The 26,248-nt window shown below is 59.4% G+C and carries 22 protein-coding genes and 2 tRNA genes; 18 read left to right on the top strand and 6 right to left on the bottom strand.

Translation table 11 applies throughout. The features are described from left to right. Nucleotides 1–32: 32 nt before the first annotated feature. Nucleotides 33–791, bottom strand: coding sequence for an arginyltransferase (locus tag QZW03_RS03965; RefSeq protein ID WP_296508545.1), 759 nt, complete (start codon nt 789–791; stop codon nt 33–35). A gap of 21 nt (nt 792–812) precedes the next feature. Further along, entirely contained in the window at nt 813–1,556 is a 744-nt protein-coding gene (gene aat, locus QZW03_RS03960) for a leucyl/phenylalanyl-tRNA--protein transferase (protein ID WP_296508544.1), read from the bottom strand. Between the two features lie 69 nt (nt 1,557–1,625). Here aat and QZW03_RS03955 point away from each other — a divergent pair. Beyond that, nucleotides 1,626–1,702 (top strand) — tRNA-Pro (locus QZW03_RS03955). 53 nt (nt 1,703–1,755) lie between these two features. Continuing rightward, nucleotides 1,756–1,832 (top strand) — tRNA-Arg (locus QZW03_RS03950). Between the two features lie 10 nt (nt 1,833–1,842). Here QZW03_RS03950 and murI read toward each other — a convergent pair. Further along, on the bottom strand, nt 1,843–2,655 hold the full coding sequence (murI, locus tag QZW03_RS03945) for a glutamate racemase (protein ID WP_296508543.1): 813 nt from the start codon (nt 2,653–2,655) through the stop codon (nt 1,843–1,845). 13 nt (nt 2,656–2,668) lie between these two features. Continuing rightward, nucleotides 2,669–4,222 (bottom strand): fumarate hydratase, encoded by a 1,554-nt coding sequence (locus tag QZW03_RS03940; protein ID WP_296508542.1) that lies wholly within the window; start codon nt 4,220–4,222, stop codon nt 2,669–2,671. A 167-nt stretch (nt 4,223–4,389) separates the two neighbouring features. On the opposite strand from QZW03_RS03940, the gene acs reads away from it, so the two are divergent. Then, entirely contained in the window at nt 4,390–6,387 is a 1,998-nt protein-coding gene (acs, locus tag QZW03_RS03935) for an acetate--CoA ligase (protein WP_296508540.1), read from the top strand. Nucleotides 6,388–6,480: 93 nt separating this feature from the next. Here the strand turns inward: acs and QZW03_RS03930 are convergent, their stop codons facing one another. Next, complete coding sequence (locus tag QZW03_RS03930; RefSeq protein WP_296508539.1) at nt 6,481–6,792, bottom strand: c-type cytochrome; 312 nt, start codon at nt 6,790–6,792, stop codon at nt 6,481–6,483. Nucleotides 6,793–6,893: 101 nt separating this feature from the next. Here QZW03_RS03930 and QZW03_RS03925 point away from each other — a divergent pair, with 101 nt between their 5' ends. The 12 genes from QZW03_RS03925 to QZW03_RS03870 all read left to right on the top strand — a co-directional run bounded on the left by QZW03_RS03925 (nt 6,894) and on the right by QZW03_RS03870 (nt 21,574). Next, the gene (locus tag QZW03_RS03925; RefSeq protein ID WP_296508537.1) at nt 6,894–7,139 is read left to right on the top strand and encodes a TIGR04438 family Trp-rich protein; all 246 of its coding nucleotides are present in this window, start codon (nt 6,894–6,896) and stop codon (nt 7,137–7,139) included. Nucleotides 7,140–7,201: 62 nt separating this feature from the next. Next, nucleotides 7,202–9,058, top strand: coding sequence for a dihydroxy-acid dehydratase (gene ilvD, locus QZW03_RS03920; protein WP_296508534.1), 1,857 nt, complete (start codon nt 7,202–7,204; stop codon nt 9,056–9,058). 55 nt (nt 9,059–9,113) lie between these two features. Further along, the gene (lgt, locus tag QZW03_RS03915; protein ID WP_296508532.1) at nt 9,114–9,914 is read left to right on the top strand and encodes a prolipoprotein diacylglyceryl transferase; all 801 of its coding nucleotides are present in this window, start codon (nt 9,114–9,116) and stop codon (nt 9,912–9,914) included. Between the two features lie 139 nt (nt 9,915–10,053). Next, nucleotides 10,054–10,722: a GntR family transcriptional regulator gene (locus QZW03_RS03910; RefSeq protein ID WP_296508530.1), complete on the top strand. Its 669-nt coding sequence runs from the start codon at nt 10,054–10,056 to the stop codon at nt 10,720–10,722. Next, nucleotides 10,719–12,218 (top strand): malonyl-CoA decarboxylase family protein, encoded by a 1,500-nt coding sequence (locus QZW03_RS03905; protein WP_296508528.1) that lies wholly within the window; start codon nt 10,719–10,721, stop codon nt 12,216–12,218. Before QZW03_RS03910 ends, QZW03_RS03905 begins: the two co-directional genes overlap by 4 nt. 40 nt (nt 12,219–12,258) lie before the next feature. Further along, nucleotides 12,259–13,284: a tripartite tricarboxylate transporter substrate binding protein gene (locus QZW03_RS03900; protein WP_296508526.1), complete on the top strand. Its 1,026-nt coding sequence runs from the start codon at nt 12,259–12,261 to the stop codon at nt 13,282–13,284. 8 nt (nt 13,285–13,292) lie between these two features. Further along, nucleotides 13,293–14,105 carry an enoyl-CoA hydratase/isomerase family protein gene (locus QZW03_RS03895; protein WP_296508524.1) on the top strand — a complete coding sequence of 271 codons (813 nt, stop codon included), beginning with the start codon at nt 13,293–13,295 and terminating at the stop codon, nt 14,103–14,105. 32 nt (nt 14,106–14,137) lie between these two features. After that, complete coding sequence (locus QZW03_RS03890; protein ID WP_296508522.1) at nt 14,138–15,682, top strand: malonyl-CoA synthase; 1,545 nt, start codon at nt 14,138–14,140, stop codon at nt 15,680–15,682. A 106-nt stretch (nt 15,683–15,788) separates the two neighbouring features. Beyond that, a complete protein-coding gene (locus QZW03_RS03885; protein ID WP_296508519.1) occupies nt 15,789–16,919 on the top strand; it encodes an FIST N-terminal domain-containing protein in 1,131 nt (376 codons plus the stop codon). 17 nt (nt 16,920–16,936) lie between these two features. Then, a complete protein-coding gene (locus tag QZW03_RS03880) occupies nt 16,937–20,161 on the top strand; it encodes a response regulator (RefSeq protein ID WP_296508517.1) in 3,225 nt (1,074 codons plus the stop codon). A 69-nt stretch (nt 20,162–20,230) separates the two neighbouring features. Then, entirely contained in the window at nt 20,231–20,518 is a 288-nt protein-coding gene (locus QZW03_RS03875; protein ID WP_296508515.1) for an Hpt domain-containing protein, read from the top strand. A 15-nt stretch (nt 20,519–20,533) separates the two neighbouring features. Then, nucleotides 20,534–21,574, top strand: a complete 1,041-nt coding sequence (locus QZW03_RS03870; RefSeq protein ID WP_296508513.1) for an HD domain-containing phosphohydrolase — start codon at nt 20,534–20,536, stop codon at nt 21,572–21,574. Between the two features lie 86 nt (nt 21,575–21,660). Here the strand turns inward: QZW03_RS03870 and QZW03_RS03865 are convergent, their stop codons facing one another. Next, nucleotides 21,661–22,104, bottom strand: a complete 444-nt coding sequence (locus QZW03_RS03865; RefSeq protein ID WP_296508511.1) for a universal stress protein — start codon at nt 22,102–22,104, stop codon at nt 21,661–21,663. 106 nt (nt 22,105–22,210) lie between these two features. On the opposite strand from QZW03_RS03865, the gene QZW03_RS03860 reads away from it, so the two are divergent. From QZW03_RS03860 to ccoN, 3 genes are all read left to right on the top strand, one after another. Continuing rightward, the gene (locus QZW03_RS03860) at nt 22,211–24,574 is read left to right on the top strand and encodes a cation-translocating P-type ATPase (protein WP_296508509.1); all 2,364 of its coding nucleotides are present in this window, start codon (nt 22,211–22,213) and stop codon (nt 24,572–24,574) included. Beyond that, the gene (ccoS, locus tag QZW03_RS03855) at nt 24,574–24,711 is read left to right on the top strand and encodes a cbb3-type cytochrome oxidase assembly protein CcoS (protein WP_087493533.1); all 138 of its coding nucleotides are present in this window, start codon (nt 24,574–24,576) and stop codon (nt 24,709–24,711) included. The genes QZW03_RS03860 and ccoS overlap by 1 nt, the downstream gene beginning before the upstream one ends. Before the next feature lie 98 nt (nt 24,712–24,809). Then, the gene (ccoN, locus tag QZW03_RS03850) at nt 24,810–26,246 is read left to right on the top strand and encodes a cytochrome-c oxidase, cbb3-type subunit I (RefSeq protein WP_296508506.1); all 1,437 of its coding nucleotides are present in this window, start codon (nt 24,810–24,812) and stop codon (nt 26,244–26,246) included. Nucleotides 26,247–26,248: the final 2 nt, after the last annotated feature.

Here is a 26,248-nt window from a genome sequence, read left to right as displayed (position 1 = left end):
GGTGCGAGGCTGATGTTAACCCGTCATAGCCCCTAACCTTGTGGGTTGATTGGCGATGTTGTGTCCCATTTGCCATTCACCAGAACCTCTGAAGGCTGAAAATTTGCTTTGTACTGCATCTTCGGGCTGTTTTCGATCCAGTAGCCGAGGTAGACATAGGGGAGTCCTAGCTGTTTGGCCTGCTGTACCTGCCACATCACATTAAAGGTACCGAAGCTGGCCCCCTCGTCGGGGGCAAAGAATGTGTAGACCGCGGAAAGCCCGTTATCCAGCACGTCCAGTATGGACACCATTTTGAGTTCGCCAACGTCCAGCTCGGAGTCGCTTGTTTCGCGGAATTCGACGAGTCTGGAATTCACCCGACTTTGCAATAAAAATTGGACGTATTGGTCAATGCTGTCTTCATCCATCCCCCCGCCAGCATGACGGGCGAGTTGGTACCGCAAATAGAGGTCGTAATGTTCACGGGAGAAGCCTAGGTTCAATACGCGAACCTGCAAGCCGCCGTGTTGCTTTGCTGCGCGCCTTTGGCTCTTGTTCGCTTTAAACAAGTTGACCGGAATCCTCAGTGGCCGGCAGGCGTCACAACCGTCGCAATAGGGGCGGTAGGTAAACATGCCACTGCGACGGAATCCTTTTGCCACCAAACTGGAGTACGTCGCCGTGTCGATGACGTGACTGGGAGTCGCAACCTGAGATCGCGCCTGCCGCTCAGGCAAGTAGCTGCAATCGTAGGGCGCAGTGGCGTAAAACTGCAGGGCTTGAATCGGGAGGTCGGTCAGGTCGGTCATGGCAGAGCTTTCACAAGCTGACTACAAGTATTTCCAGTATAGGGGGTCAAACTTCCAATGGGGTGGCGACTTTTCTACGGTGCTTTGCAGGTATTTGCGGAACTCCAATCGCTCGACAGGTCGCGCTCCCATAAAGGCCAAATGGGCGGTCACTTGCTGACAGTCGATCCACTCCAATCCATGATGGCGGGCGATGGCGACAAGGGCTGCCAACGCAATTTTGGATGCGTCTGTCTGCAGGGCGAACATCGACTCGCCAAAGAGCGCACCACCGACGGATACGCAATACAGTCCGCCTACCAGCTCTCCGTTCTGCCATGTTTCGACGCTGTGTGCGAAGCCGGCTTCATGCAACCGGCGATAGGCAAGCTGCATGCCCGGCAGTATCCATGTGCCGCTTTGTCCGGCGCGTGGCGTGCGGGAGCAGGCGTCTATGACGCGTTCAAACGCGGTATCCACCCGTATCTCCGAGCCCGGTGTTTCATTGAAACTTCGGATAGCCTTCTTGAGAGAACGATGCAGCCTGAACTCCCGGGTCTGCAGGGTCATCCGGGGGCTGGTGCTCCACCAGAGGATCGGCTGTCCTTCGCTGTACCACGGGAAAATCCCCAGGGAATAAGCGCGGATGAGGGTGGAGGGCTCTAAATCACCACCGGCCGCCAGCAAACCCGGTGCAGGTGAGTCCGGCCCCCATGTTTCAGTCATCGGGTCGGGGAATGCTTCACCAGGCTCCAGCCAAGGTAGCGAGGGGGAGGGTGGCGTCATAGATCGTGTGCGTAAAAAATCAGGTCCTAAGCTGAAAACAGCTTTTTATCAGGTTAGAATACCAGCTGTCGGGGTGTAGCGCAGCCTGGTAGCGCATCTGCTTTGGGAGCAGAGGGTCGCGAGTTCGAATCCCGCCGCCCCGACCATTTTAAAAAATCAAAGGCTCTAAAGTTGCAATGCTTTGGAGCCTTTGTTCTTTGTGCCCGTAGCTCAGTCGGATAGAGCAACAGCCTTCTAAGCTGTGGGTCGGGGGTTCGATCCCCTCCGGGCACGCCACGGTGCTTTGTCACTCTCTCAATGAGAATGCCTCTGCCTCCAAATTCAGCCAGCGTCGTGCTGCGGAAGCCAGCGCAGGCGGATACCCGGAGCTGAACAATTTGACATTGATTGCATCCGTCAGCGGTTCAGCACTGAGCTGATTGACGCCAGCTAACAGGCGTCGGGTCTGTTGCGCAACGGGTGATCCACCTTCCAAATAAGTTACCGTCGGGCCTGTCCCCAAGCGGAGCGACGCCTCTGCAAACGGGTAATGGGTGCAACCGAGTACCAGAGTGTCAATCTCCCCTGACTTGGAGCCAAAAGTGCCCATAGCCCTGGTGTATTCTGCGCAAGCAGCTCCTATTTTTGTAGCATTGAACTCTTCAATAGCGGGTGCCAGTCCCGAGCAGGGTTGCAAAACAAAGCGCGCTTGGTCATCTAGCGATGCAAGCAAACGTTTGAATTTGTCGCTGTTGAGCGTGCTGCGCGTGGCCATTACCCCAATGACTTTCGTCTTGCTTTGCGCCACTGCGGGTTTGAGCGCAGGTTCGATGCCTACGATGGGCATATCCGGGTAGGCCTGCCGCAGGACATGGATAGCCGCTGCCGTGGCGGTGTTGCAGGCTACCACCAGCGCTTTGATTTGGTGGCTTTGCGTGAACCAGTTGACGATTGCGTGCGCGCGGTCGATCAAGTAGCCATCGTCACGCTCCCCGTAGGGAGCGTGACCGCTGTCTGCCACATAGATGAATGTTTCGTGGGGCAGTTCTGCCCTGAGCGCCCGCAGGACACTCAGGCCACCCACGCCACTATCAAATACCCCGATGGGGCGATTGCTCATGTCGGGCAAGGGTTTAGCGGGATGTCACCGGAATGGACTTGAACTCGCCGGTTGCGATCTTCTTTTGCCACTCAGCAGGTCCGGTAATGTGCGCGCTGGTGCCGCCAGCATCGACGGCGACCGTGACGGGCATATCCACCACGTCGAACTCATAAATAGCTTCCATGCCCATGTCTTCAAAACCAACAACCTTGGCGGTCTTGATGGCTTTTGACACCAGGTAGGCCGCTCCGCCAACCGCCATCAGGTAAGCACTTTGGTGCTTTTTGATGGCTTCAATCGCAACCGGACCGCGCTCGGCCTTGCCGATCATGGCAATCAGGCCTGTCTGCGCCAGCATCATCTCGGTAAAGCCGTCCATGCGTGTGGCCGTGGTCGGGCCGGCGGGGCCGACGGCTTCGTCGCGCACGGGGTCCACGGGGCCCACGTAGTAAATCACACGGTTGGCAAAGTCCACAGGAAGCTTTTCCCCCTTGGCCAGCATGCCTTGGATGCGCTTGTGAGCGGCATCCCGACCGGTCAGCATTTTGCCGTTCAGCAGCAAGGTTTGACCTGGTTTCCAGCTGGCCACTTCATCTTTGGTCAAGGTGTTGAGATCGACGCGTTTGCTGGTTTCTGTGTTGGGTGTCCAGTTCACGTTGGGCCACAGGTCCAAAGAGGGCGGGTCGAGGTAGACAGGACCAGATCCGTCCAGCACAAAGTGGGCGTGGCGAGTTGCCGCGCAGTTGGGGATCATGGCGACCGGCTTGCTGGCTGCGTGCGTCGGGTACATCTTGATCTTGACGTCCAGCACGGTGGTGAGGCCGCCGAGTCCTTGTGCGCCTATGCCCAAGGCGTTCACTTTTTCCATCAATTCGAGGCGCATTTTCTCGACACTGCTGAGCTCTGCGCCGGATGCGGCTTTGGCCTGCAGTTCATACATGTCCAGGTCGTCCATCAGGCTTTCTTTGGCCATCAGAACCGCTTTTTCTGCGGTGCCCCCGATACCGATGCCGAGCATGCCGGGCGGGCACCAGCCGGCACCCATGGTCGGAACAGTCTTCAACACCCAGTCGACGATGGAATCACCGGGGTTGAGCATGACCATCTTGCTTTTGTTTTCAGAGCCGCCGCCTTTGGCTGCGACGGTGACTTCGACCGTGTTGCCGGGAACAATTTCCGTGAATATCACGGCCGGAGTGTTGTCTTTGGTGTTCTTGCGCAAAAACTCAGGGTCAGCAACCACCGAGGCGCGCAGAGTGTTGTCAGGATGGTTGTAGCCCTGGCGCACGCCTTCGTTGATGGCGTCGTCGAGTGAGCCTGTAAACCCTTCCCAGCGCACATCCATGCCCACCTTCAAGAACACGTTCACGATGCCGGTGTCCTGGCAGATCGGCCGGTGGCCGGTGGCGCTCATTTTGCTGTTGGTCAGGATCTGGGCAATGGCGTCTTTGGCGGCCGGGCTTTGCTCGCGCTCGTAGGCCCGTGCTAGATGGGCAATGTAGTCGGCGGGGTGGTAGTAGCTGATGTACTGCAGCGCAGCCGACACGGATTCAATCAGGTCAGCTTGGCGGATGGAAGTGGTCATGGTCAGTCTTCTCGGAGAGTGGAATGCAGGGGGGACAAACCCGCAGAGTTTATCGAATCACGCCTGCGTCAGCCTGACGGCAGGGCTCGACGTGGGTCAGTCAGTCATTTGTAAGTGCGCGGGATAACCATGCGCGCAGTTTTTAAAAAATCCGAGGAGACAAACCTGTGAGCGCATCATCTTCTGCTATCGAGTCCATGTTGGTTGAAAACCGGGTATTCCCGCCTAGCGAGGCTATCGTCAAGGCTGCCCGCATTTCCGGCATGGAGGGCTACAACGCCCTCTGTGCTGAAGCCGAGAAAGATTTCGAAGGTTTTTGGGCACGTTTGGCCAAAGACAACGTGGTGTGGAACAAGCCCTTCACCCGTACCCTGGATGAGTCCAATGCGCCGTTTTACCAATGGTTCGATGATGGCGAGTTGAACGCCTCGGCGAACTGCCTGGACAAACACATGGGCACGCCGACGGAGAACAAGGTTGCCGTCATCTTTGAAGCCGACGATGGCGCTGTCACCAAAACCACGTACAAGGAATTGTTGGCACGTGTCAGCCAGTTTGCCAATGCACTCAAGGCAGAGGGCATCCAAAAGGGTGACCGCGTGCTGGTGTACATGCCGATGACCCTAGAGGGCGTGATCGCGATGCAAGCCTGTGCACGCATCGGTGCGACGCACAGTGTGGTGTTCGGTGGCTTTTCGGCAAAGGCATTGCAAGAGCGCATCATCGATGCCGGCGCCGTGGCGGTGATCACCAGCAACTACCAGATGCGTGGTGGCAAAGAGCTGCCTTTGAAGGCCATTGTGGACGAAGGCATCGCCATGGGCGGATGCGAGAGCATCAAAACGGTGTTTGTGTTCGAGCGCACCAAAACCGTTTGCAACATGGTGGCTGGAAGGGACAAAACCTTTGACGAGGCTTTGGCCGGTAAGAGCACAGAGTGTGCCCCGGTCCCGGTTGGGGCAGAGCATCCGCTGTTCATTCTCTACACCTCGGGTTCGACAGGTAAACCCAAGGGTGTGCAGCATGCGACCGGTGGCTACCTGCTTTGGGCCAAACTCACCATGGATTGGACTTTTGACTTGAAGCCCGAAGATGTGTTCTGGTGCACCGCCGATATCGGCTGGATTACCGGTCACACCTACGTTGCATATGGCCCCTTGGCAGCCGGTGCAACCCAGATCATTTTTGAGGGCGTGCCCACGTTCCCTAACGCAGGGCGTTTCTGGCAAATGATTGAGCGCCACAAGTGCAGCATTTTTTACACTGCACCTACCGCGATCCGCTCGCTGATCAAGGCGGCTGAGAGTGATGCAGCGGTGCACCCTGACCGCTCAGATTTGACGAGCTTGCGCATTCTGGGTTCGGTGGGTGAGCCTATCAATCCAGAAGCTTGGATGTGGTACTACAAAAACGTGGGACATGAGAAATGCCCCATCGTCGACACCTTCTGGCAAACCGAGACAGGCGGTCACATGATGACCCCCTTGCCCGGCGCGACGCCTTTGGTCCCCGGTAGTTGCACGTTGCCGCTGCCCGGCATCATGGCGGCCATTGTGGATGAGGTGGGCAATGACATTGCTAACGGCACCGGCGGCATTCTGGTGGTGAAGCGCCCTTGGCCTTCCATGATCCGCACGATCTGGAACGATCCTGAGCGGTTTAAAAAGGCCTATTTCCCCGAAGAAATGGGCGGGAAGCTGTACCTAGCGGGCGACGGAGCGGTGCGCAGCGCAGACCGCGGCTACTTCCGCATTACCGGCCGTATCGATGACGTGCTCAACGTGTCGGGCCATCGTATGGGGACCATGGAAATTGAATCCGCATTGGTGTCTAAATCGGATCTGGTGGCAGAGGCTGCAGTGGTCGGTCGCCCGGACGATCTGACCGGAGAGGCCATTTGCGCATTCGTCGTCCTGAAGCGGGCGCGCCCGAGCGGGGATGAGGCCAAAGCCATTGCCAAAGAGTTGCGCGACTGGGTGGCCAAAGAAATCGGCCCGATTGCCAAGCCTAAAGACATTCGCTTCGGTGAAAACCTGCCCAAAACGCGGTCGGGCAAGATCATGCGCCGTTTGCTGCGTTCCTTGGCGAAGGGCGAGTCCATCACCCAAGACACCAGCACGTTGGAGAACCCCGCCATCCTCGACCAATTGGGCCAGGCGTACTGACACGACCTGTGCAGGGCGGCTCCGGTCGCTCGCCCACACCAACAAAAAAGCCGCTGTGTGACAGCGGCTTTTTTTCGTTGAAGTAGGAGCGTTTTAATTGAGGGATAGCACCCACGCTGCTAGCTTTTTGGCCTCCGCTTCATTGACCTGAGCGTTGGCCGGCATGTAAGCGGTGCCCCACACACCACTGCCGCCTTTCATGATTTTGGTGGCGAGGCGGTCGGCGGCTGTTTTGTCGCCCTTGTATTTGACGGCGACCTCTTTGAATGCGGGCCCGAGCACCTTTTTGTCCATCATGTGACAGGTCATGCAGTTTTTGGCATTTGCCAAACCCTGATCTGCCCATGCCAACGGGCTGAGCAGCACTGCGGAGAGTACCCAACTACGCGAGAGAAAATGATTCATCTGAAACCTTTGCTGATTCGCTAACATTGCTACAACGGGATTGTAGTAACGCTGGTTGACCCCCCTTCATAAACAGGGGCAACTCTTTGGAGCATAAAGCTATGTATTTTTTGGGTCTCGGTTTGATTCTTCTCGTCATGAAATACCTGCTCATTGGGCCCGTGGCGGCATGGGCATGGTGGCAGGTTTTGATTCCATTCGGTCTGGCGGTGGCTTGGTGGGCGTGGGCAGACAGCAGTGGCTACACCAAGCGCAAAGCGATGGACAAAGAAAACGCCCGCAAGCAAGCGCGTATCGATCGCCAGCGGGAAGCCATGGGCATCTCGGGGTCTAAGAAGCGCCGTTGAGAGAGGCTGGGGGATAATCCCCAGCGACACTGTTCTGTTCAACCGAATTTTCACTTACCAAGATGCCTGTCTACCGTTCCAAAACCACCACCGCCGGCCGTAATCAGGCCGGTGCCCGTTCACTCTGGCGTGCCACCGGCATGAAGGATGGTGATTTTGAGAAACCCATCATCGCCGTGGTGAACTCCTTCACCCAGTTCGTGCCCGGCCATGTGCACCTGAAGGACCTGGGCCAGCTGGTCGCCCGCGAGATTGAAGCCGCAGGCGGCGTGGCCAAAGAATTCAACACTATTGCGGTGGATGACGGCATTGCCATGGGGCACGACGGCATGTTGTATTCGTTGCCCAGCCGCGACGTGATTGCCGACTCGGTGGAGTACATGGTTAATGCCCATTGTGCGGATGCCATGGTCTGCATCTCCAACTGCGACAAAATCACCCCCGGCATGTTGATGGCTGCCATGCGCCTCAATATTCCAGTTGTGTTTGTCTCTGGCGGCCCTATGGAAGCGGGCAAGGTCCGGCTGGCCAACCCCACCACGCAGGTGATGGAGTTCAAAAAGCTGGACTTGGTAGACGCCATGGTAATGGGCCCAGACCCCAAGGTGTCGGATGCCGATTTGGCCGAAGTAGAACGCTCCGCCTGCCCCACCTGCGGATCGTGTTCGGGTATGTTCACTGCCAACTCGATGAACTGCCTGACCGAAGCCCTTGGCCTGTCGCTACCGGGCAACGGCACGGTGTTGGCCACCCACGCTGATCGCGAGCAATTGTTCAAGCGCGCCGGACGCTTGGTGGTGGATTTGTGCAAGCGCTTTTACGAAGAAGAAGATGCCACCGTGCTACCACGCTCCATGGGCTTCAAGGCGTTCGAGAATGCCATGGCGCTGGACATTGCCATGGGCGGCTCTACCAACACCATTCTGCACATTCTGGCGATTGCGCAAGAGGCCGAAATCGCCTTCACCATGGCCGACATCGACCGCATCTCGCGCACTGTGCCACAGCTGTGCAAGGTGGCCCCCAATACCGACAAGTACCACATTGAAGACGTACACCGTGCAGGCGGCATCATGGCCATTTTGGGCGAGCTGGACCGCGCGGGCAAGCTGCACACCGATACCGGCACCGTTCACGCCAAGACCATGAAAGACGCGCTGGACCAGTGGGACATTGCCCGCAATCCGTCGGATGCGGTCAAGACCTTTTACATGGCGGGTCCTGCGGGCATCCCCACCCAGGTCGCGTTTAGCCAAAGCACCCGTTGGCCCAGTCTGGATGTGGACCGCGCCCATGGCTGCATCCGCAGTGGCAAGCACGCCTACTCCCAAGAGGGCGGCTTGGCGGTGCTGGTGGGCAACATCGCGCTGGACGGCTGTGTGGTTAAAACCGCCGGCGTGGACGACGAACTGCTGGTCTTCGAAGGCCCGGCCCACGTGGTTGAAAGCCAGGACGAAGCCGTGGCCAACATCCTGGCCGACAAGGTGGTGGCCGGTGATGTGGTGATCGTGCGCTACGAAGGCCCCAAGGGTGGCCCCGGCATGCAAGAGATGTTGTACCCCACCAGCTACATCAAGTCCAAGGGCCTGGGCAAAGTCTGTGCGCTGTTGACGGACGGCCGCTTCTCCGGCGGCACCTCGGGCCTGTCTATCGGTCACGCCTCGCCTGAAGCGGCGGCCGGTGGCGCAATCGGTCTGGTGAAAAATGGCGACCGCATCCGCATTGACATTCCTAACCGCAGCATCAACGTGCTGGTCTCGGATGAAGAGTTGGCCGCGCGCCGTGCGGAGCAGGACAAGCTGGGCTGGAAGCCTGCCCAGCCACGCCCCCGCAAGGTCTCGGCGGCCCTCAAGGCCTACGCCAAGCTTGTCATGTCGGCCGACAAAGGCGCGGTGCGCGATTTGTCTTTGCTCGACTAAGTCACCCGCCCGTAGCGGGGTACGAGCGACTCCGCCGCGGGCCTATGAGGTTTTCATGCTGATTCATCCTCACATTGACCCGGTCGCTCTGCAACTGGGTCCGGTTGCCGTGCATTGGTACGGTCTGACCTATCTGGTCGCGTTCGGTTTGTTCATGTTTCTGGGTGCGCGGCGGCTGCGGCAACCGGCCTACGCAGCCGGGCAGGGGGCTTGGGCTTTCAAGGATATTGAGGACATTCTGTTTCTCGGCGTGGTGGGTGTGGTGCTCGGTGGGCGCATTGGCTATTGCCTGTTTTACAAACCGGGCTATTACGCGACCCATCCATTGGAGATTTTTTACGTCTGGCAGGGCGGAATGAGTTTCCATGGGGGCATGTTGGGCGTGATCGGCTCCATGCTGTGGTTTGCGCACTCACGCCAAAAGTCGTTCTGGCAGGTCGCTGATCTGGTCGCACCCTGTGTGCCGACCGGCCTAGCCTCCGGGCGCATGGGTAACTTCATCAATGGCGAGCTGTGGGGGAGGGTGGCCGACCCGACTCTGCCCTGGGGCATGATGTTCCGCGATGGCGGCCCCTTGCCGCGTCATCCTTCCCAGATTTACCAGTTTTTGCTGGAAGGCTTGTTGTTGTTTGTGTTGCTCTGGTGGTATGCGAGCAGGTCCCGCAAACAGGGGCAAGTGGCTGCCGCATTCTTGTTCGGTTACGGCGTGTTCCGTTTTATTGCCGAGTTTTTCCGCGAGCCGGATGCCCACCTCGGTTTGCTCAGCCTGGGCATGAGCATGGGGCAGTGGCTGTGTGTTCCCATGATCGTGGGGGGCGCTGCCTTGTGGCTTTGGGCGGATCGCCGCACAGCCTGACCTCCAGCCGGGTCCATTGAAAGCACCCTACGGGTTAGTACCGGGGGTGCTTTTTTCGTTTCGCTCCTATGATTTTCTGTAATTACGGATAATTATCAAAAATTATGCGGATCCGAAACCCCACGGAGTGTGACTGCCAATGCGCGCTGTTCCGAATTCCTTGCATGACGATGTGGCCGACCGGCTGCGCCATTGCATTTTTGAGGGCGTGTTGTCCGCAGGCGCTTTTGTGGACGAGGTAGCACTCTGCGCGGAATGGTCCATCTCCCGGACCCCTTTGCGCGAGGCGCTGAAGGTACTGGCAGCCGAGGGACTGATCCGCCACGAGCCTCGGCGCGGTAGTTTTGTGAGCGAAGTCACCGAGCGCGATCTGGACGATATTTTTCCCGTGATCGCCATGCTGGAAGGTCGCTGCGCTTGCGAGGCAGCCCGCAAAGTGACAGCGGCCGACCTTGTGGCGCTCGATGCGCTGCACAACAACTTGCAAGCCCATGCAGCTGCCGGTCGCATCCCGGAGTACTACGCCACCAACTACAGTATTCACGAGGCCATCATCACCCTGGCCGACAACCGTTGGCTGGCACAGAGCATTTCAGATTTGCGAAAAATTCTCAAGCTCGCCCGACTGCAGCAACTGCGTGCCCCCGGCCGGCTGGCGCAGAGCCTGAGTGAGCACCTTGCCGTGTTTGCAGCTATCCGCAACCACGATGCGGATGCGGCCGATTCCGCCATGCGCAACCATCTGCTCATGCAGCGCGAAGCGCTGAGAGAGCTTGCCCGCCACGGAAAGAGCAGGTTATCAGCATGACCCAAGAGTCCTGGATCAACCGCAATGTAGGCCGCCTGTTGCCGCAAGGATTTAAGCAAAAACAGGCTGAAGCCCAGACAGAATATGTGGTGAATGCTACTAATTTTGTAGCGGAAAAGAATGCACCAAGCCAGCCCTCCAAGGGGCGTGCGGGCCTGCGCCCCACCCGCGAGCGTTTGCAAGCCACGCTGCGGCAGGGGACTGAGGCGCTGTCCCCCCGGGTGTTGCGCCGGATTCTGCAAGAGCTGCATGCGGTCATTGATGCGCGGGTGAGTGAGGTCGAGGGTGGGCGCCGTGCTGCCGCCCTGATGGCGTGGTACGCCGGAGCCACTCCGGCGCGCCGCCTTGACCTGTGGCTGCTGATGAGTGAAATGTTTGTGGCCGATCCGGTGAAAGTGCAGGCCGCGCAAGCCAAGTTTGCTGCGGCGCTGGGAACCCCCGACGAGGCTGCCGCTGAGGTGCACTACCGGCGAGCCACGGTGTCGCCACGCAGGCGCTTGTTGCAGCGTTTTAGTGCGGATGCTGCCGGTATCCGTTTTCTTGTGAACCTGCGCGCAGAAATGCAGACAGCGCTCAAAACCGACAAACGCTTGCAGGCGCTCGACGTGGAGATGGAATACATGTTCTCCACCTGGTTCGACGTAGGTTTTTTGGAGCTGCGCCGTATCAGTTGGGATTCCCCTGCCTCGCTCGTCGAGAAGCTAATCAAATACGAAGCCGTGCACGACATCAAAAGCTGGTCGGATGTGAAAAACCGGCTCGACTCTGACCGTCGCTGCTATGGCTTTTTTCACCCCCGCCTGCCAGATGAGCCGCTCATCTTTGTGGAGGTCGCACTCATCGACAGCCTGGCGGATTGCATTACCCCATTGCTCGACGAGTCGGCTGACGCGGTGGACCTCACGGCGGCCACGACGGCTATTTTTTACTCCATCAGCAACACGCAAGATGGACTGCGGGGTGTGAGTTTTGGGGACTCTCTCATCAAACGCGTCGTGGAGACGCTCAAGACCGAGTTTCCCCGCCTCAAGGTGTTTTCCACGCTCTCGCCGATTCCCGGTTTTCGCAACTGGCTGCAAAAGAATGCGGCAGCGCAGCTGGATCGGCTCGATGCATCGGCGCGCGAGGAGTTGGGTCGGGCGGTGGGCTTTGAGCCGGTGACCGCGGCACATTTTCTGGCCGCGTGCGAGACCCCGCTGGCGCTGAAGCCAGCCTCCGCCGTGCGGCTGATGCTCATGCGCTGTGCAGCCGTTTACTTAGGCCGGGAAACGGTGCACGACAAACCCCTTGACCCGGTGGCGCGCTTCCATTTGGGCAATGGTGCCCGGGTAGAGCGCCTTAACTGGGCGGGGGACCCGTCCGCCAAAGGAATCAAGCAGTCCTACGGAATCATGGTCAATTACCTCTACGATCTGCAGCGACTCGGCAAATACCGCGAAGGCTTGGCCCACGGGCGCATTCCTACAGCCTCCGCGGTAAGTACCTTGTTTTTTTGACCCACATAGTTTTCGTTCCCATAACAACTAGGAGACAAACATGACAGTTGAGCACACAACAAACCTTTCTGACCTCCAGCCGGGCACCAGCCGCCGCAAGCTGCTGGGTGCCGGGTCGGCACTGGCAGCCGCTTGGGCCTTGGCCCCGGCGACGGGCTTGGCCCAATCCAAATGGCCCGCCAAACCGGTGACGCTGGTGGTGCCGTTTCCGGCCGGTGGCGGCACGGACGCCTTTGCCCGCCCGCTGTCGGCGCAGTTCGCCAAGCTCACCGGCACCCAGTTGGTGATTGACAACCGCGGTGGCGCAGGTGGCACTCTGGGGGCGGGCATTGCAGCCAAGGCACAGCCGGATGGTTACACCCTGTTCATGGGCGCAGTGCACCACGCGATTGCCCCCAGCATGTACCCCAAGCTGGACTACGACATCGAAAAAGACTTTATTCCGCTCGCACTGGTGGCCAACGTGCCGCAAGTGCTGGTGGTGAACCCGAAAAATATATCCGGCAACTTCAAGGCCTTTTTGGCGCAAGTGAAGGCCAACCCCGGCAAGCTGAACTACGGCTCGGCGGGGGGCGGCACCTCGCACCATCTGGCGGGGGAGTTATTCAAGCAGCAGACCGGCACCTTCATTACCCACATTCCCTACCGCGGCGCGGGCCCGGCCCTGCAAGACCTGATGGCCGGCAGTGTGGACATGATGTTTGACGGTCTGGGCTCATCGGCCGCCCACATCAAGGGCGGGCGTATCAAGGCTCTCATGGTGTCGGGCACCAAGCGCAGCCCCGCGTTTCCGGACGTGCCTTGTGCCGCCGAGTTGGGTCTGCCCAACTACACCGTCACTACCTGGTACGGCCTCTGGGCCCCCAAGGGCACCCCCGCCGATATCCAGGCGCGCGTGGTGGAAGAAGTCAACCGCCTGTCCATGGCCGACGACATCAAAACCAGTTGGGCCAACAACGGCGCGGAATTCGGCAAACTCACACCGGTGCAGTTCGGCGCCTTCGTCAGCGCGGAGGTCAAGCGTTGGGCCGCGGTGGTCAAGGCCTCAGGCGCCAAACTGGACTGATGCGCAGCATGGCAGGCGGGATTTCCATTGAGCGCCATGTCGGGGGGATGCAGGGTGTTTGGGCCCTGACCCTGACCCACACCGGCAAGTTCAACGCCATGTCCCGCAGCATGTGGGCGGAGCTGAAGTCGGTGATGCAGGCCGTGCAGGCCGACTCGCAGGCACGGTGTGTGCTGGTGCGTGGCGATGGGGGGCACTTTTGTGCGGGCGGGGATATTGCGGAATATCCCTCCTTCCGGTTCGACGCTGATGCGCTGCGCCACTTTCACGAGCAGGAGGTGTGGGGCGGCTTGCAGGCGATGCTGGATTGCGATGTACCCCTCGTGGCCGTGATCGAGGGGAACTGCATGGGTGCAGGTATGGAAATCGCCAGCTGCTGCGATATTCGCCTGGCCACAGACAGCGCCCGCTTCGGGGCACCGATTGCACGACTCGGCTTCCCCATGGCGCCGCGCGAGGCGGGGCTTGTGGGGCGGGTTGCCGGGGCGACCGTGGCCCGCGCTATGTTGCTGGCAGCCGAGATTTTCGAGGCACCCGCCATGCTGGGGCACAGCTTTCTCACCCGCATGGTTTCACCGTCGGAGCTGGATGCTGCTGCCCGGGAGTGGGCCGGTCGCATGGCCGGCCTCGCGCCCCAAGCGGCGCGCCTGAACAAGCAGACGCTTCGTGAGTCATTTAGGCCTTCAGCCCAAGTGGAATATGCGCAAGAAGCTCCTGATTTGATAGCAAATAACGCTTCCGATCCCTATGCCTATGCAGACTCGCCCGAGCACCGCGAGGGCATCTCTGCTTTTCTAGACAAACGCAAACCGGCCTTCTGACCGGTGTTTTCTTCTTTGGAGTTTCTGCATCTATGAGCACCCCCACAACTTCCACCGCTTCTGATGCGAACTTGTTCGCAGCGCTGCGTGCCGCTTTTCCCGCAGATCTGGACCGCACCGCGGTAGAAACCGACAGCGGTCTGCACTATTCCTGGCGCGACCTAGACGAAGCCACCGCCATGGTGGCAAACCTGTTGGGCTTTCTAGACCTGCCGGCGGGCAGCCGTGTGGCGGTGCAGGTAGACAAATCGGTCGAAGCCCTAGTGCTCTACCTTGCCACCTTGCGGGCCGGGCTGGTCTACCTGCCGCTGAACACGGCGTACCAGAGCGCGGAAATGGAGTATTTCATGGGCGATGCCAAGCCCGCGGTGCTGGTGTGTGCCGGTCGTAATTTTGGCTGGCTCAGCAAAATGGCGTTTCTGGCTGGAACCACCCATGTGTTTTCGCTCAATGACGACCGCACCGGCACCTTGCTGGAGCGGGCTTCGCACTACCCGCGCACCCATACGCCCGTGCCCCGCACGGCCAATGACCTGGCTGCCATCATCTACACCAGTGGCACCACAGGGCGCAGCAAGGGTGCCATGCTGAGCCATGGCAACCTGCTGAGCAATGCGCGGGTGCTGCAAAAATACTGGGACTGGAAGGCGGACGATGTGCTGATCCATGCCTTGCCCATCTTTCATGTGCATGGCTTGTTTGTGGCGATTCATGGCGCGCTCATTAACGGCAGCACCATGCTCTGGTGCGCCAAATTCGAGCCCGCCACCACCTTGCGGCTGATGGCACGGGCCACTGTGTTCATGGGCGTGCCAACGCTGTATGTGCGCCTCCTGGCCGAGGCCGGGTTGGATAGCGCGTCCACACGCCACATGCGCCTGTTTATTTCCGGGTCGGCGCCCATGCTGGTCGACACGCACCGCCAATGGCAGTCCCGCACCGGCCACACCATTCTGGAGCGCTACGGCATGTCGGAAACCGTGATGCTCACCTCCAACCCCTGCAAGGCTGCCGATGGCGAGCGGGTGGTGGGCACCGTGGGCCGGCCCTTGTCCGGCGTGGAGTTGCGCGTGCGCGATGACGCAGGCCGCGCTGTGCCTGCCGGAGAGACCGGCGGTATCGAGGTTCGGGGCCCCAATGTGTTCCAGGGCTACTGGCAGATGCCCGAAAAAACGGCCCAGGAGTTCACGCCAGACGGCTTTTTTAAAACCGGCGATGTGGGCTTTGTGGATGCAAAGGGTTACGTCACGATCGTGGGTCGCAGCAAAGACCTGATCATCAGTGGCGGCTACAACGTGTACCCGGCCGAGGTCGAGGGCTACATCAATAACCTGCCCGGTGTTGATGAAAGTGCGGTGGTCGGTGTGCCGGATGCCGATTTTGGCGAAGTCGGTGTGGCCGTGGTGGTTCCGCAAAAGGGCCACATACTGGATGGCCCAGCGATGGTCACCACCCTCAAAGGCATGTTGGCCAACTTCAAAGTGCCCAAGCGCTGCGTAATCTTAGAGGCGCTCCCGCGCAATGCCATGGGCAAGGTGCAGAAAAACGTGTTGCGGGATCAGTTTAAAAATATGTAAAATACATGTAATTCGGTGTCTATGGCATTTGTGTTTATTTCCACTTTTTCCCGCCGGTGGCGTATCATGAACGAGGGCAACGAAATCTCTTGACCGGAGCTGTGGCATGCAAATCACCCAAACCACCTGGCGGAGCAGCCCCCCTGACGCGCAGGTATTGAGCTCCTTGGCGGCCAACCCGCCGGACTGGATTCTGGCCTTCGGGCCAGAAGTATTGTTGCGTGCGGCCCATCCTGCCCTGGTCGCGGCTTGTCCTCACTCTGTGCTCATGGGCTGCTCTACAGCAGGCGAAATTTCCCGCGAAGGCGTGAGCGACCAGACTTTGGCGCTGACCGCTGTGCACTGGCGTGGGGTAGTCACCCGTCAATCCTCCACCGACTTGCTGGATATGGAAGACTCCTTTCAGGCCGGGGTAAGGTTGGCGAGGGGACTTCCGCGCCAAGGCTTGCGGGCGATTGTGTTGTTGGGCCAGGGCGTCCAGATCAACGGAACCGCTCTGATTCAAGGCATGACCCGGGAGGTCGGTGCCGATATTCCTGTGGTGGGGGGGCTAGCGGGAGATAGTGGCGCATTTGTCCAGACTGCGGTCATGGACGGGCAAGGGGTGAGCGCCACGCGCCTGGTATGCGCCGGCCTGTATGGAGATGATCTCCGGGTGTCCCATGGCGTTTTTGGCGGCTGGTCTCCCTTCGGGCCGGCGCGGCGCATTACCAAAGCCGACCGCAACGTGCTGTTTTCACTGGACGGTGAACCGGCCTTGGCCATGTACAAGCGCTACTTAGGGGACTACGCCAAGGACTTGCCGGCCTCAGGCTTGTTGTTCCCTTTTTCCGTGGTGGCGACCAACGAAGCAGCCGATGGTTTGTTGCGCACCATCTTGAGTGTGGATGAAGCTGCCGGCAGCATCACCTTTGCAGGTGAGGTGGAGGAAGGGGGCTATGTGCGCATGATGCAAGCCGGAACCGATGCCTTGGTGCAAGGTGCCGAGCAGGCTGCACAGGCGCTGCAATTGCAGGAGACTAATGGCCTTGCATTGATGGTGAGTTGCGTAGGGCGCAAGCTTGTGATGGGTGGAAGGGTCGAGGAGGAAATTGAAGCAGTGGCCGCTGTCCTAGGCGCGGACGCCACATTGGCTGGTTTTTATTCGTATGGCGAAATCAGCCCGGCGCACAATAGGGCCAGTTGCTTGTTGCACAACCAGACCATGACCATTACCTATCTCTCGGAAGCGGCATGACAGAGGCGCCTCCTCTTTTGACCCACAAACTGCTTGCGCGTCAACTCAAGCGGCACTTGGGTCTGGACGCCACCGCGTGGAGCGTGGCCCAAAAGGAGCTGGCAGTTCTAGCGGAAGCCGGCGCAATCTCGCCGTCATTGGCGCAGATCCTCACGGGTTTGGGGCCTTTTTTGCGGCAGGTCGAAGAGGCCTACCAACAAAGCGATCGCGACTTGGAGCTCAAGGCCCGCAGCTTGGACCTGAGCTCTGCCGACCTGACCGAGAGCAATTCCCGGCTGCGTGATGAGCTGGAGAGCCGGACTCGCGCAATGGACTCGCTCAAAGCCACTGCAACACAGTTAATGCTGCAGCTAGACCCCGATCACCCGCCGCTGAAAGAAGATTCGCTGGAAGACCTGTCGGAACTCATGAGCACCTTGGTGCGCCAAAAAGAAGACAGTCAAAAAGACTTGCAGCTTGCCTTGACCGACTTGGCCAACCAGAAATTTGCGCTGGACCAGCATGCCATTGTCAGCACCACCGACGCCAGCGGAAACATCCTGTATGCCAACGACCGGTTCTGCCAGCTCAGTGGTTATTCGCGCGGTGAGTTGCTCGGCCGGAACCACCGGATGATCAATTCCGGGGTGCAGGACAAGGTGTACTTCACTAACTTGTGGGCCGTGATCAGTGCCGGCCGGGTTTGGCGCGGGGAGATCTGTAACCGTAACAAGCAGGGCCAGCTCTACTGGGTGGATGCCACCATCGTGCCGCTGAAAGACGATAGCGGCAAACCCAATATCTATATCGCGATACGGACTGACATCTCTGCCCGTAAGCGTATGGAAGCCAGCATCAAAGCGGCAGAGGCGCGCTTGCGCCACATTACCAACACTCTGCCGGGAGTTGTGTTTCAGGTGCACGTCAAAGACGCGGCTTTGCGCTACACCTTCGTGAACGATAAGGTGCAGCAGGTGCGGGGCTTCAGTGTGGATGACCTCCTTCACAACCCCGAGATTGCGGCCCGCCAGGTGCTGCCTGATGACTTGCCCGCGCTGAAGGAAGGCATGTACCAAGCAGCCCAACGTCGTGAGGCGTGGCAGGGTGAGTACCGCATCTGCATGCCTGACAAGTCGATACGCTGGTTGCGTACCGAGCTCAGTCCGGAGCCGGAGAATGACGCCGAAGGTGCTACGGTGTTCACCGGGATCTGGCAAGACGTGACCCGTGCCAAAGAAGCTGACGAGCGCCTGAAAGAGGTCACCCGCCAGATTCCAGTAGCGGTGTTCCAGTATTACTTAACACATGGCGGGCTCTTCAAAATTTCTTTTATGAGTCAGGCCGTTGAGAAGATGACCGGTGTGCGGCCGGACGCCATGGCGGCGGACTCGAATGCACTCCTCCAAGCCGTGCACCCGGAAGACCGAGAGCAGGTGGCGCAATCATTGATCGATGCCTCGATGGCGGCGGTTCCTTGGGGTATGGAGTTCCGCATGATGAATGCACTCACCATGGAGATCACTTGGGTGCGCGGGGAGTCTCAGCCCCAAATCAAGCCCAATGGGCATATTGTGTGGAATGGTTTTCTCACCGATGTGACGCAGGCGCGTTACATCTCCGAAGAGCTGCAAAAAGCCAAAGATGCGGCCGAGGCGGCCAACCGGGCGAAGTCGGATTTTTTGGCCAATATGAGCCACGAGATCCGCACCCCCATGAACGGTGTGATCGGAATGACAGAGTTGCTGATGGATACGCCGCTGGACCCGGAGCAGCAGGAGTACCTCAACATCGTCAAATCCTCATCTGAATCGCTGCTGCGGGTGATTAACGATATTCTGGATTTCTCCAAAATTGAAGCCGGCAAGATGGACATCGAGGCCATTCCGTTCAATTTGGAGCGAACCGTCGCCGACACGCTCAAAACCGTGGTGCTGCGGGCTCACGATAAAGGGCTTGAGGTGGTGTGGGACCTTGCGCCCGATGTACCTCGTGCCCTGATTGGAGACCCGGGGCGGGTGCGACAGGTGCTGGTCAATATTTTGGGCAACGCCATCAAGTTCACAGCCAAAGGGGAGGTTGTGCTGCGTGTGAGGCAGGATGTGTCCGCCGACGGCAGGCCCCTGCTGCATTGGGCCGTGAGTGATACCGGTATCGGGATTCCTGCGAACAAGCTGGGCAGTATTTTTGATGCCTTCTCGCAAGAGGACAGCTCCACCACGCGCCGTTATGGCGGCACCGGACTGGGGCTGACGATTTGCGCCCGGCTGGTGGAAGGTATGGGTGGCAGCATCTGGGTAGAGAGCATGCCGGGTGTCGGCAGCACCTTCCACTTCACGACGGCCTTGGAGCGGGATACCGCAGCCCCGGTGGAGACCTTCTCCATGATCCGACTGGAGGGTCTGCACTTTCTGGTGGTCGACGACAACCGCGTCAACCGCGAAGTGGTGAGCGGCATGTTGAGTTCATTGGGTGCCACAACTACCGAGGCGGAGTCGGGCCCCGAGGCACTCGCATGGTTGGCACAGCAAAATGCCGCTTCCGGAAAGCCCGCCTGCGACCTCGTGTTGCTGGATGCGCAAATGCCGGAGATGGACGGCTTCACCACCGCGGCCCGCGTGCGGCAAATGGGCGCCGGCAGCCAGGTTCCGATGGTGTTGCTCTCGTCTGCAGGCATCAAGGGTGATGGCTTGCGCTCGCGCGAGGCGGGTATCGCCGGGTATTTGTCCAAGCCGATTGCGCGGGCTGACCTGCTGCAGTTGGTCTCTGAGGTGCTGCAATTGCACAAGGTGCGGCCCGAGGTGCTGGTAACCCGCCACTCCATTCGTGATAACCATCCCATGCTGGATATTCTGCTGGTGGAAGACCACGCGATCAACCAGAAACTGGCGGTCACTCTGCTGGAGCGCTGGGGCCACCGGGTCGATGTGGCCGCCAATGGTCAGGTCGCCCTCGACCGGCTGGCGCAAAAAACCTACGACCTGGTGCTGATGGACATGATGATGCCGGTCATGGACGGGCTGGAGGCCACCCGCCGCATACGGGCCGGCGAGCGTGGGCGGCGTCTGCCTATCATTGCCATGACGGCCAACGCTATGGAGTCTGACCGACAGCTGTGTCTCGATGCGGGTATGGACGACTACGTGTCCAAGCCCATCCACTCGGAGGAGCTGCAGCAGAAAATCATTCAACTCTCCTACGCCGCCAACGATACCGAGTTTGCGCTTGTCAACGAGATCGGAGCTCGCCCTGATGCCTTGACCTAGCCGACCAGCTTTGCCGCCTTTGACTATGCCGCATTACTGGTTCACGCGGATGCGGAGATGGTGGACACCGTGGCTGATGCTTTCCTGGCACAGTGGCCGAAAGACAAGCTCAAGCTGGCCTCCTACCTCGCAGCGGGTGATTTTGATGGCCTGCTCCATACAGCCCATGGGCTCAAAGCCACCATGGGGTTGCTTGAAGCGCAACCTGTGAGCGCTTTGGCGCAGCGCTTGGAGAGCGTGGCCGCATTTGCAGATGCCACTGCCGCCGACGGGCTGATTGCGCTTTTGGCGCGTGAGGTAGATCTGCTGGCAGAAGCACTACAACAACGATCCGTTGGTTTCAGCGGACAGATTTAGGAATCCACAGTAATCATGCAGGATGTGCTCATCATCGACGACACCGAAATCAATTTGATTCATCTCGATGCGCTGACCAAAAAGCTGGAAAACTGCCAGAGCCACAATTTCGCCAGCCCCTTGAAGGCCTTGGCCTGGTCTGCCCAGCGGGTGCCTGATCTGGTGATCGTGGATTACATGATGCCCGACATCAATGGCCTAGAGTTCATCCAGCGTTTTCGTGCTCTGGAGGAGTGCCTCGAAGTTCCCATTCTGATGATCACCGCCAACGACCAGAAGCAGATTTGCTATCGGGCCCTTGATTCAGGGGCCACAGATTTTCTGGCCAAGCCGTTCGACAGAGTGGAGTTTCTGGCCCGCGCGAAAAATATGCTCAGCTTGAGCGCTGCACGCCGCAAACTGGCCAACCACGCCGAATGGTTGTCGTCGGAGGTGCGTAAAGCCACCGAAATGATTTTGCAGCGCGAGCGCGACATGGTGTTCCGCTTGTGCAAGGCGGCCGAGTACCGTGACCCTGAAACCGGTGCCCACATTTTGCGCATGGCGCACTACTCGCAGCTGATTGCCAAAAACATGGGCTTGCCGGTGGAGGAACAGGAGCTGCTGCTGGAGGCCGCACCCATGCACGACATCGGCAAGGTCGGCATTACGGACAACATTCTGCTCAAGCCCGGACGTTTAACTGAGCCAGAGTTCCAAATCATGAAGCAGCATGCAGCCTTTGGCTACGAGTTGCTGAAAGACAGCACTTCCCGGGTGCTGCAAGCAGGTGCAGAAATCGCCCTAGGGCACCATGAGAAATTCGACGGCTCAGGCTACCCCAACGGCTTGAAGGGCGACGAGATACCGGTGTCCAGCCGCATCGTGGCGGTGGCGGATGTGTTCGATGCCTTGACCTCAGAGCGCCCGTACAAAAAAGCCTGGACCTTGGAAGAGGCGGTGGACTTCTTGAATGCCGGCTCTGGCACCCACTTTGACCCCGTCTGTGTGCAAGCTTTTCTGAATGGGTTTGACGAGGTGCTGGAAATCCGGGATCGCTTCCGGGATGATGCATGAGCCCGCTATCTCAATAGCGCTACTGTTTTTATAGCTAGTAGCGCATATTCCGTGAGGGATCGAGGCCATTTTCGGCCTCAATGGGGTTATTTCAGCACCAATACGGGCACGGTGGCGTGGGTCAGCACATGCTGGGTTTCGCTACCCAGCAACAGTCGCTTGATGCCTTTGCGCCCGTGGGAGGCCATCACGACCAGATCGCAGCCTTGTTTTTTGATAGTGCTGAGGATGGCATCAGACACCACGTCCGAGCGCACCACCACGGCTTTGGTTTTCACGCCTTTGGCTTCTGCGGATTTCTTGACAGCGTCTACGACCTTTTGGGCGGCCTCGTTCCAGGACTTCTCTACCTGTTTGACATCTTCACCCACCAAAGCCATGCCGCCTTCAAAGTAGGACTGGGGGTAGCGCTGCACGACTTTGACCGCAACCAGCTCCGCGCCGGTGAGCCCGGCCAGCGTAATAGCGGTGGTGACAGCCTTTTGTGAGAGCTTGCTGCCATCGGTAGTGACGAGAATGCGTTGGTACATGGTGTTTCTCCTGTGGGTCTATAGGCCTTCAGATTACGGCACCCATCATCTGCTGTCTTGATGTGCATCAAGGTTTCTTGCGGACAGCCCCCGGAGAATTCAGTCCATGCAACTGATGTCCGAACCCACGTCCGTACCGTCCCCCTGGGAGGCGGACACCTTGAGCGTGGTGGACCATGTGTCGGAGTGGGGCGCCTTCAGCCGGGAAGATGCTGCCGCGCCCGGCCAGTGGGAATCGAACGTCGTGATGGAGGGAATGCACTGCGCGGCCTGTGCGCTCACTATCGAAGACGCACTTTTAAAGGTACCCGGCGTAGAGTCGGCGCGGGTGAGTGCGGCCACCCGTCGCGCACGGGTGCGTTGGTCGCAAGCTCAGGTGATGCCCTCCCGCTGGATGCAGGCCGTTCAGGATGCAGGCTACCGTGCTGTGCCCGCCCATGATGCTTTTGCCGCAGAGCGGCGCAAAGCGGAGTCCCGCAAGGCGCTCTGGCAATGGCTGGTCGCGGGCCTGTGCATGATGCAAGTGATGATGTATGCGTGGCCCGCCTACCAGGCGCGCCCGGGGGATCTGGCGGCCGAGTACGAGCAGCTTTTGCGCTGGGCTTCGTGGGTGTTGTCTTTACCGGTGGTGCTCTTTTCATGCGGGCCGTTTTTTCGCAAGGCATGGGCCGATGTGCGCCATCTGCGCGTCAGCATGGATCTGCCGGTGGCACTCGGCATGTTGATCACCTTTGCGGCGAGTACTGCTGGCACCTTTGATCCTGCCGGCTTGTTCGGCCGGGAGGTGTATTTCGACACCCTCACCATGTTTGTGTTCTTTCTGCTCACCGGGAGGTGGTTGGAAACCCGCTTGCGTGAGCGCACGGCAGGGGCGCTGGATGCGCTCATGAACCGCATGCCCGACAGTGTGGTGCGCCAGACATCGGCAGGCACGTGGGAGCGCGTGGCAGTGCGCCGCTTGCTCGTGGGGGACTTGATGCAAATCCGCGCGGGCGAGGCTTTTGCTGCAGATGGTGTGATTGAGCGGGGCCGCACCTGTGTGGATGAGTCTTTGCTCACGGGCGAGTCTGATGCACTGGTCCGAAGTGTGGGCGAACCGGTTATTGCAGGCAGCCACAACTTGCAGAGCACCGTAGAGGTCCGGGTGAAGGCACTGGGTGATGCGACACGCTTTGCCCAGATTCTTGCGCTGATGGAAGACGCCTCGCACTCCAAGCCCGGGGTCGCTTTGTTGGTGGACCGTTGGGCTACGCCTTTTCTGATCGGGGTTTTGCTTGCCGCGTTGGCTGCCGCCGCGTGGTGGTGGCCGCACAGTCCGGCCCATGCAGTCATGGTGGCGGTGGCAGTGCTGATCGTGACTTGCCCCTGCGCCTTGTCGCTGGCCACACCGGCCGCCATGCTGGCGGCAGCGGGCAACCTTGCGCGGCAAGGTTTGCTGGTGCGCAGCCTTCCGTCACTGGAGACGCTTGCAAAGGTGGATACGGTGGTGTTCGACAAAACCGGCACCTTGACCCGGGACGCCATGTCCTTGCAAGCGGTGGACTGCCGCCCCGGTGTTTCGCGCGAAATGGCATTGGCCTGCGCTGCCGGACTGGCCGCGCACTCGGTGCACCCCTTGTCCCGGGCACTGGTGCAAGCCGCTGCGGACGAGGGTGTGCCACAGGTTGCTGTGGCTGACGCGCATGAAGTGCCGGGGCAGGGCGTGCGAGCGCACGTCGTGTCCGGGGTGATTGCAGAAGGAGCACCCGATGGGCTGTTTCGATTGGGGGCCGCCGCTTTTTGTGGCGTAACGGCTGACTCGCGGGCTGGAGCCTCCCACACCGGGCCCGTGGTGCATGTGCAAGATTCCGAGGGTTGGCTCGCAACCTTCTTTTTGCAAGAAGACCTGCGCGCCGGTGCCTTGGGCGTCGTCGCTGGCCTGCAAGCGCAAGGCCTGGAGGTGCACCTGCTGTCTGGCGACCGCATGGCTTCGGCCCAAGCCATGGGGGCACGCCTGGGAATTCAGCAGGTCGCGGGTGAATGCTCGCCCGCGGGCAAGTTGGCCTATCTGCACGAGCTGCAGGCCGGCGGGCGCGTGGTCGCCATGGTCGGCGACGGGCTGAACGACGGCCCAGTGCTGGCTGGAGCGAATGTGTCTTTTGCCTTCGGGCGGGCGGTGTCTCTTACCCAGTCCCGCGCCGATTTTGTCGCGCTGGGAGACCAGCTGGAAGGGGTGCTCAAAGCGCTGGTGCTGGCTCGCAAAACCATGAGGGTGGTGCGGCAGAACCTGTGGTGGGCACTGGCCTACAACCTTGCATGCATTCCTCTGGCGATTGCAGGCTACCTGCCGGCATGGCTCGCCGGTCTGGGCATGGCCTGCAGCTCGCTGCTGGTCGTTCTCAACGCTTTGCGCCTTGCCGGTGAGGGCAGTCTGCGTAGTACCGGCCGTGCCCATGCATCGGCTGCCACTTTATTGCCCCAGGAGGCCTGATGGACATTCTTTATCTACTGGTACCGCTCTCTGTGGTGCTGGTGTTTTTTATTCTCGCCGGCCTTTGGTGGGCGATTGATCGCGGGCAGTTTGAGGACATCGAGTCCGAGGGCGAACGCATTTTGCGCGAGCCCTGAAAAGGTTCCCGCTTTTTGTCGGCCAGTTGATATGGGTCAACCCGAAATTCAGAAGCTCGGCTGACACTCGGTCTGAAGTAATCCAAGAAGAGGTAAATATGGCATTTCCAAATCAGAAGGCAGGCGTTTACAACGATACCGTTGTGCGCCAGTTCGCCATCATGACCGTGGTCTGGGGAGTGGTCGGCATGTTGGTAGGCGTCATCATCGCCGCCCAGCTCGCCTGGCCGGAACTCAACTTCGGTATCCCGTGGCTCAGTTACGGGCGCTTGCGTCCGCTGCATACCAATGCAGTGATTTTTGCGTTCGGCGGATGCGGCTTGTTCGCGTCCGCTTACTACGTAGTGCAGAGAACCTGCCACGTGCGACTGTTCGGCGACAAGCTGGCCGCCTTCACTTTCTGGGGCTGGCAGCTGGTCATTCTGGCTGCCGCCATTTCTTTGCCGCTGGGTTACACCTCCGGTAAAGAATACGCAGAGTTGGAGTGGCCCATTGACATCCTCATCACGCTGGTCTGGGTGTCGTTTGCGGTGGTCTTCTTCGGCACCGTGGGAACCCGCAAGGTCAAGCACATCTATGTGGCCAACTGGTTCTTCGGCGCATTCATCATTGCGGTGGCCATTCTTCACCTGGTGAACAGTGCGGCCATTCCTGCCGGCCTCATGAAGTCCTACTCGGCCTACGCCGGTGTGCAAGACGCGATGGTGCAGTGGTGGTACGGCCATAACGCCGTGGGCTTCTTTTTGACAGCCGGCTTCCTGGGCATGATGTATTACTTCATCCCCAAGCAAGCTGAGCGGCCTGTCTACAGCTATCGCCTGTCCATCGTTCACTTCTGGGCGCTGATCTTCACCTACATGTGGGCGGGCCCGCACCATTTGCACTACACCGCCTTGCCCGACTGGACCCAGTCGGTCGGCATGGTGTTCTCGTTGATTCTGTTGGCACCCAGCTGGGGCGGCATGATCAACGGTGTGATGACACTGTCCGGCGCGTGGCACAAGCTGCGTGACGATCCTATCCTTCGCTTCCTGATCGTGTCCTTGTCGTTCTACGGTATGTCGACCTTCGAAGGTCCGATGATGTCCATCAAGACCGTGAACGCCCTGAGCCACTACACCGACTGGACCGTAGGCCATGTGCACTCCGGCGCCTTGGGTTGGGTGGGTCTGGTGACCATGGGTTCGATGTATTACCTCATTCCCCGCCTGTTCGGCCGCAAAGAGATGTACAGCGTCAAAGCGATTGAGCTGCACTTCTGGACTGCCACCATCGGTATCGTGATTTACATCGCCGCGATGTGGATTGCCGGTGTGATGCAAGGTCTGATGTGGCGCGCCATCAACCCCGACGGAACCCTGACCTACACCTTTGTGGAATCGGTCAAGGCGACCTATCCCTTCTATGTGCTGCGCTTGTTGGGCGGATTGTTGTACCTGGGTGGCATGTTGATCATGTTGTGGAACACCCTGATGACGGTGACTGCGGGACGCGCCAACACCGTGACTATTCCTGCTGCTGCGGCACACGCTTAAGA

The sequence above is a fragment of the Rhodoferax sp. genome (assembly GCF_013297935.1).
Lineage (GTDB): Bacteria > Pseudomonadota > Gammaproteobacteria > Burkholderiales > Burkholderiaceae_C > Allorhodoferax.
This window is presented reverse-complemented; position numbering and strand designations above follow the sequence as displayed.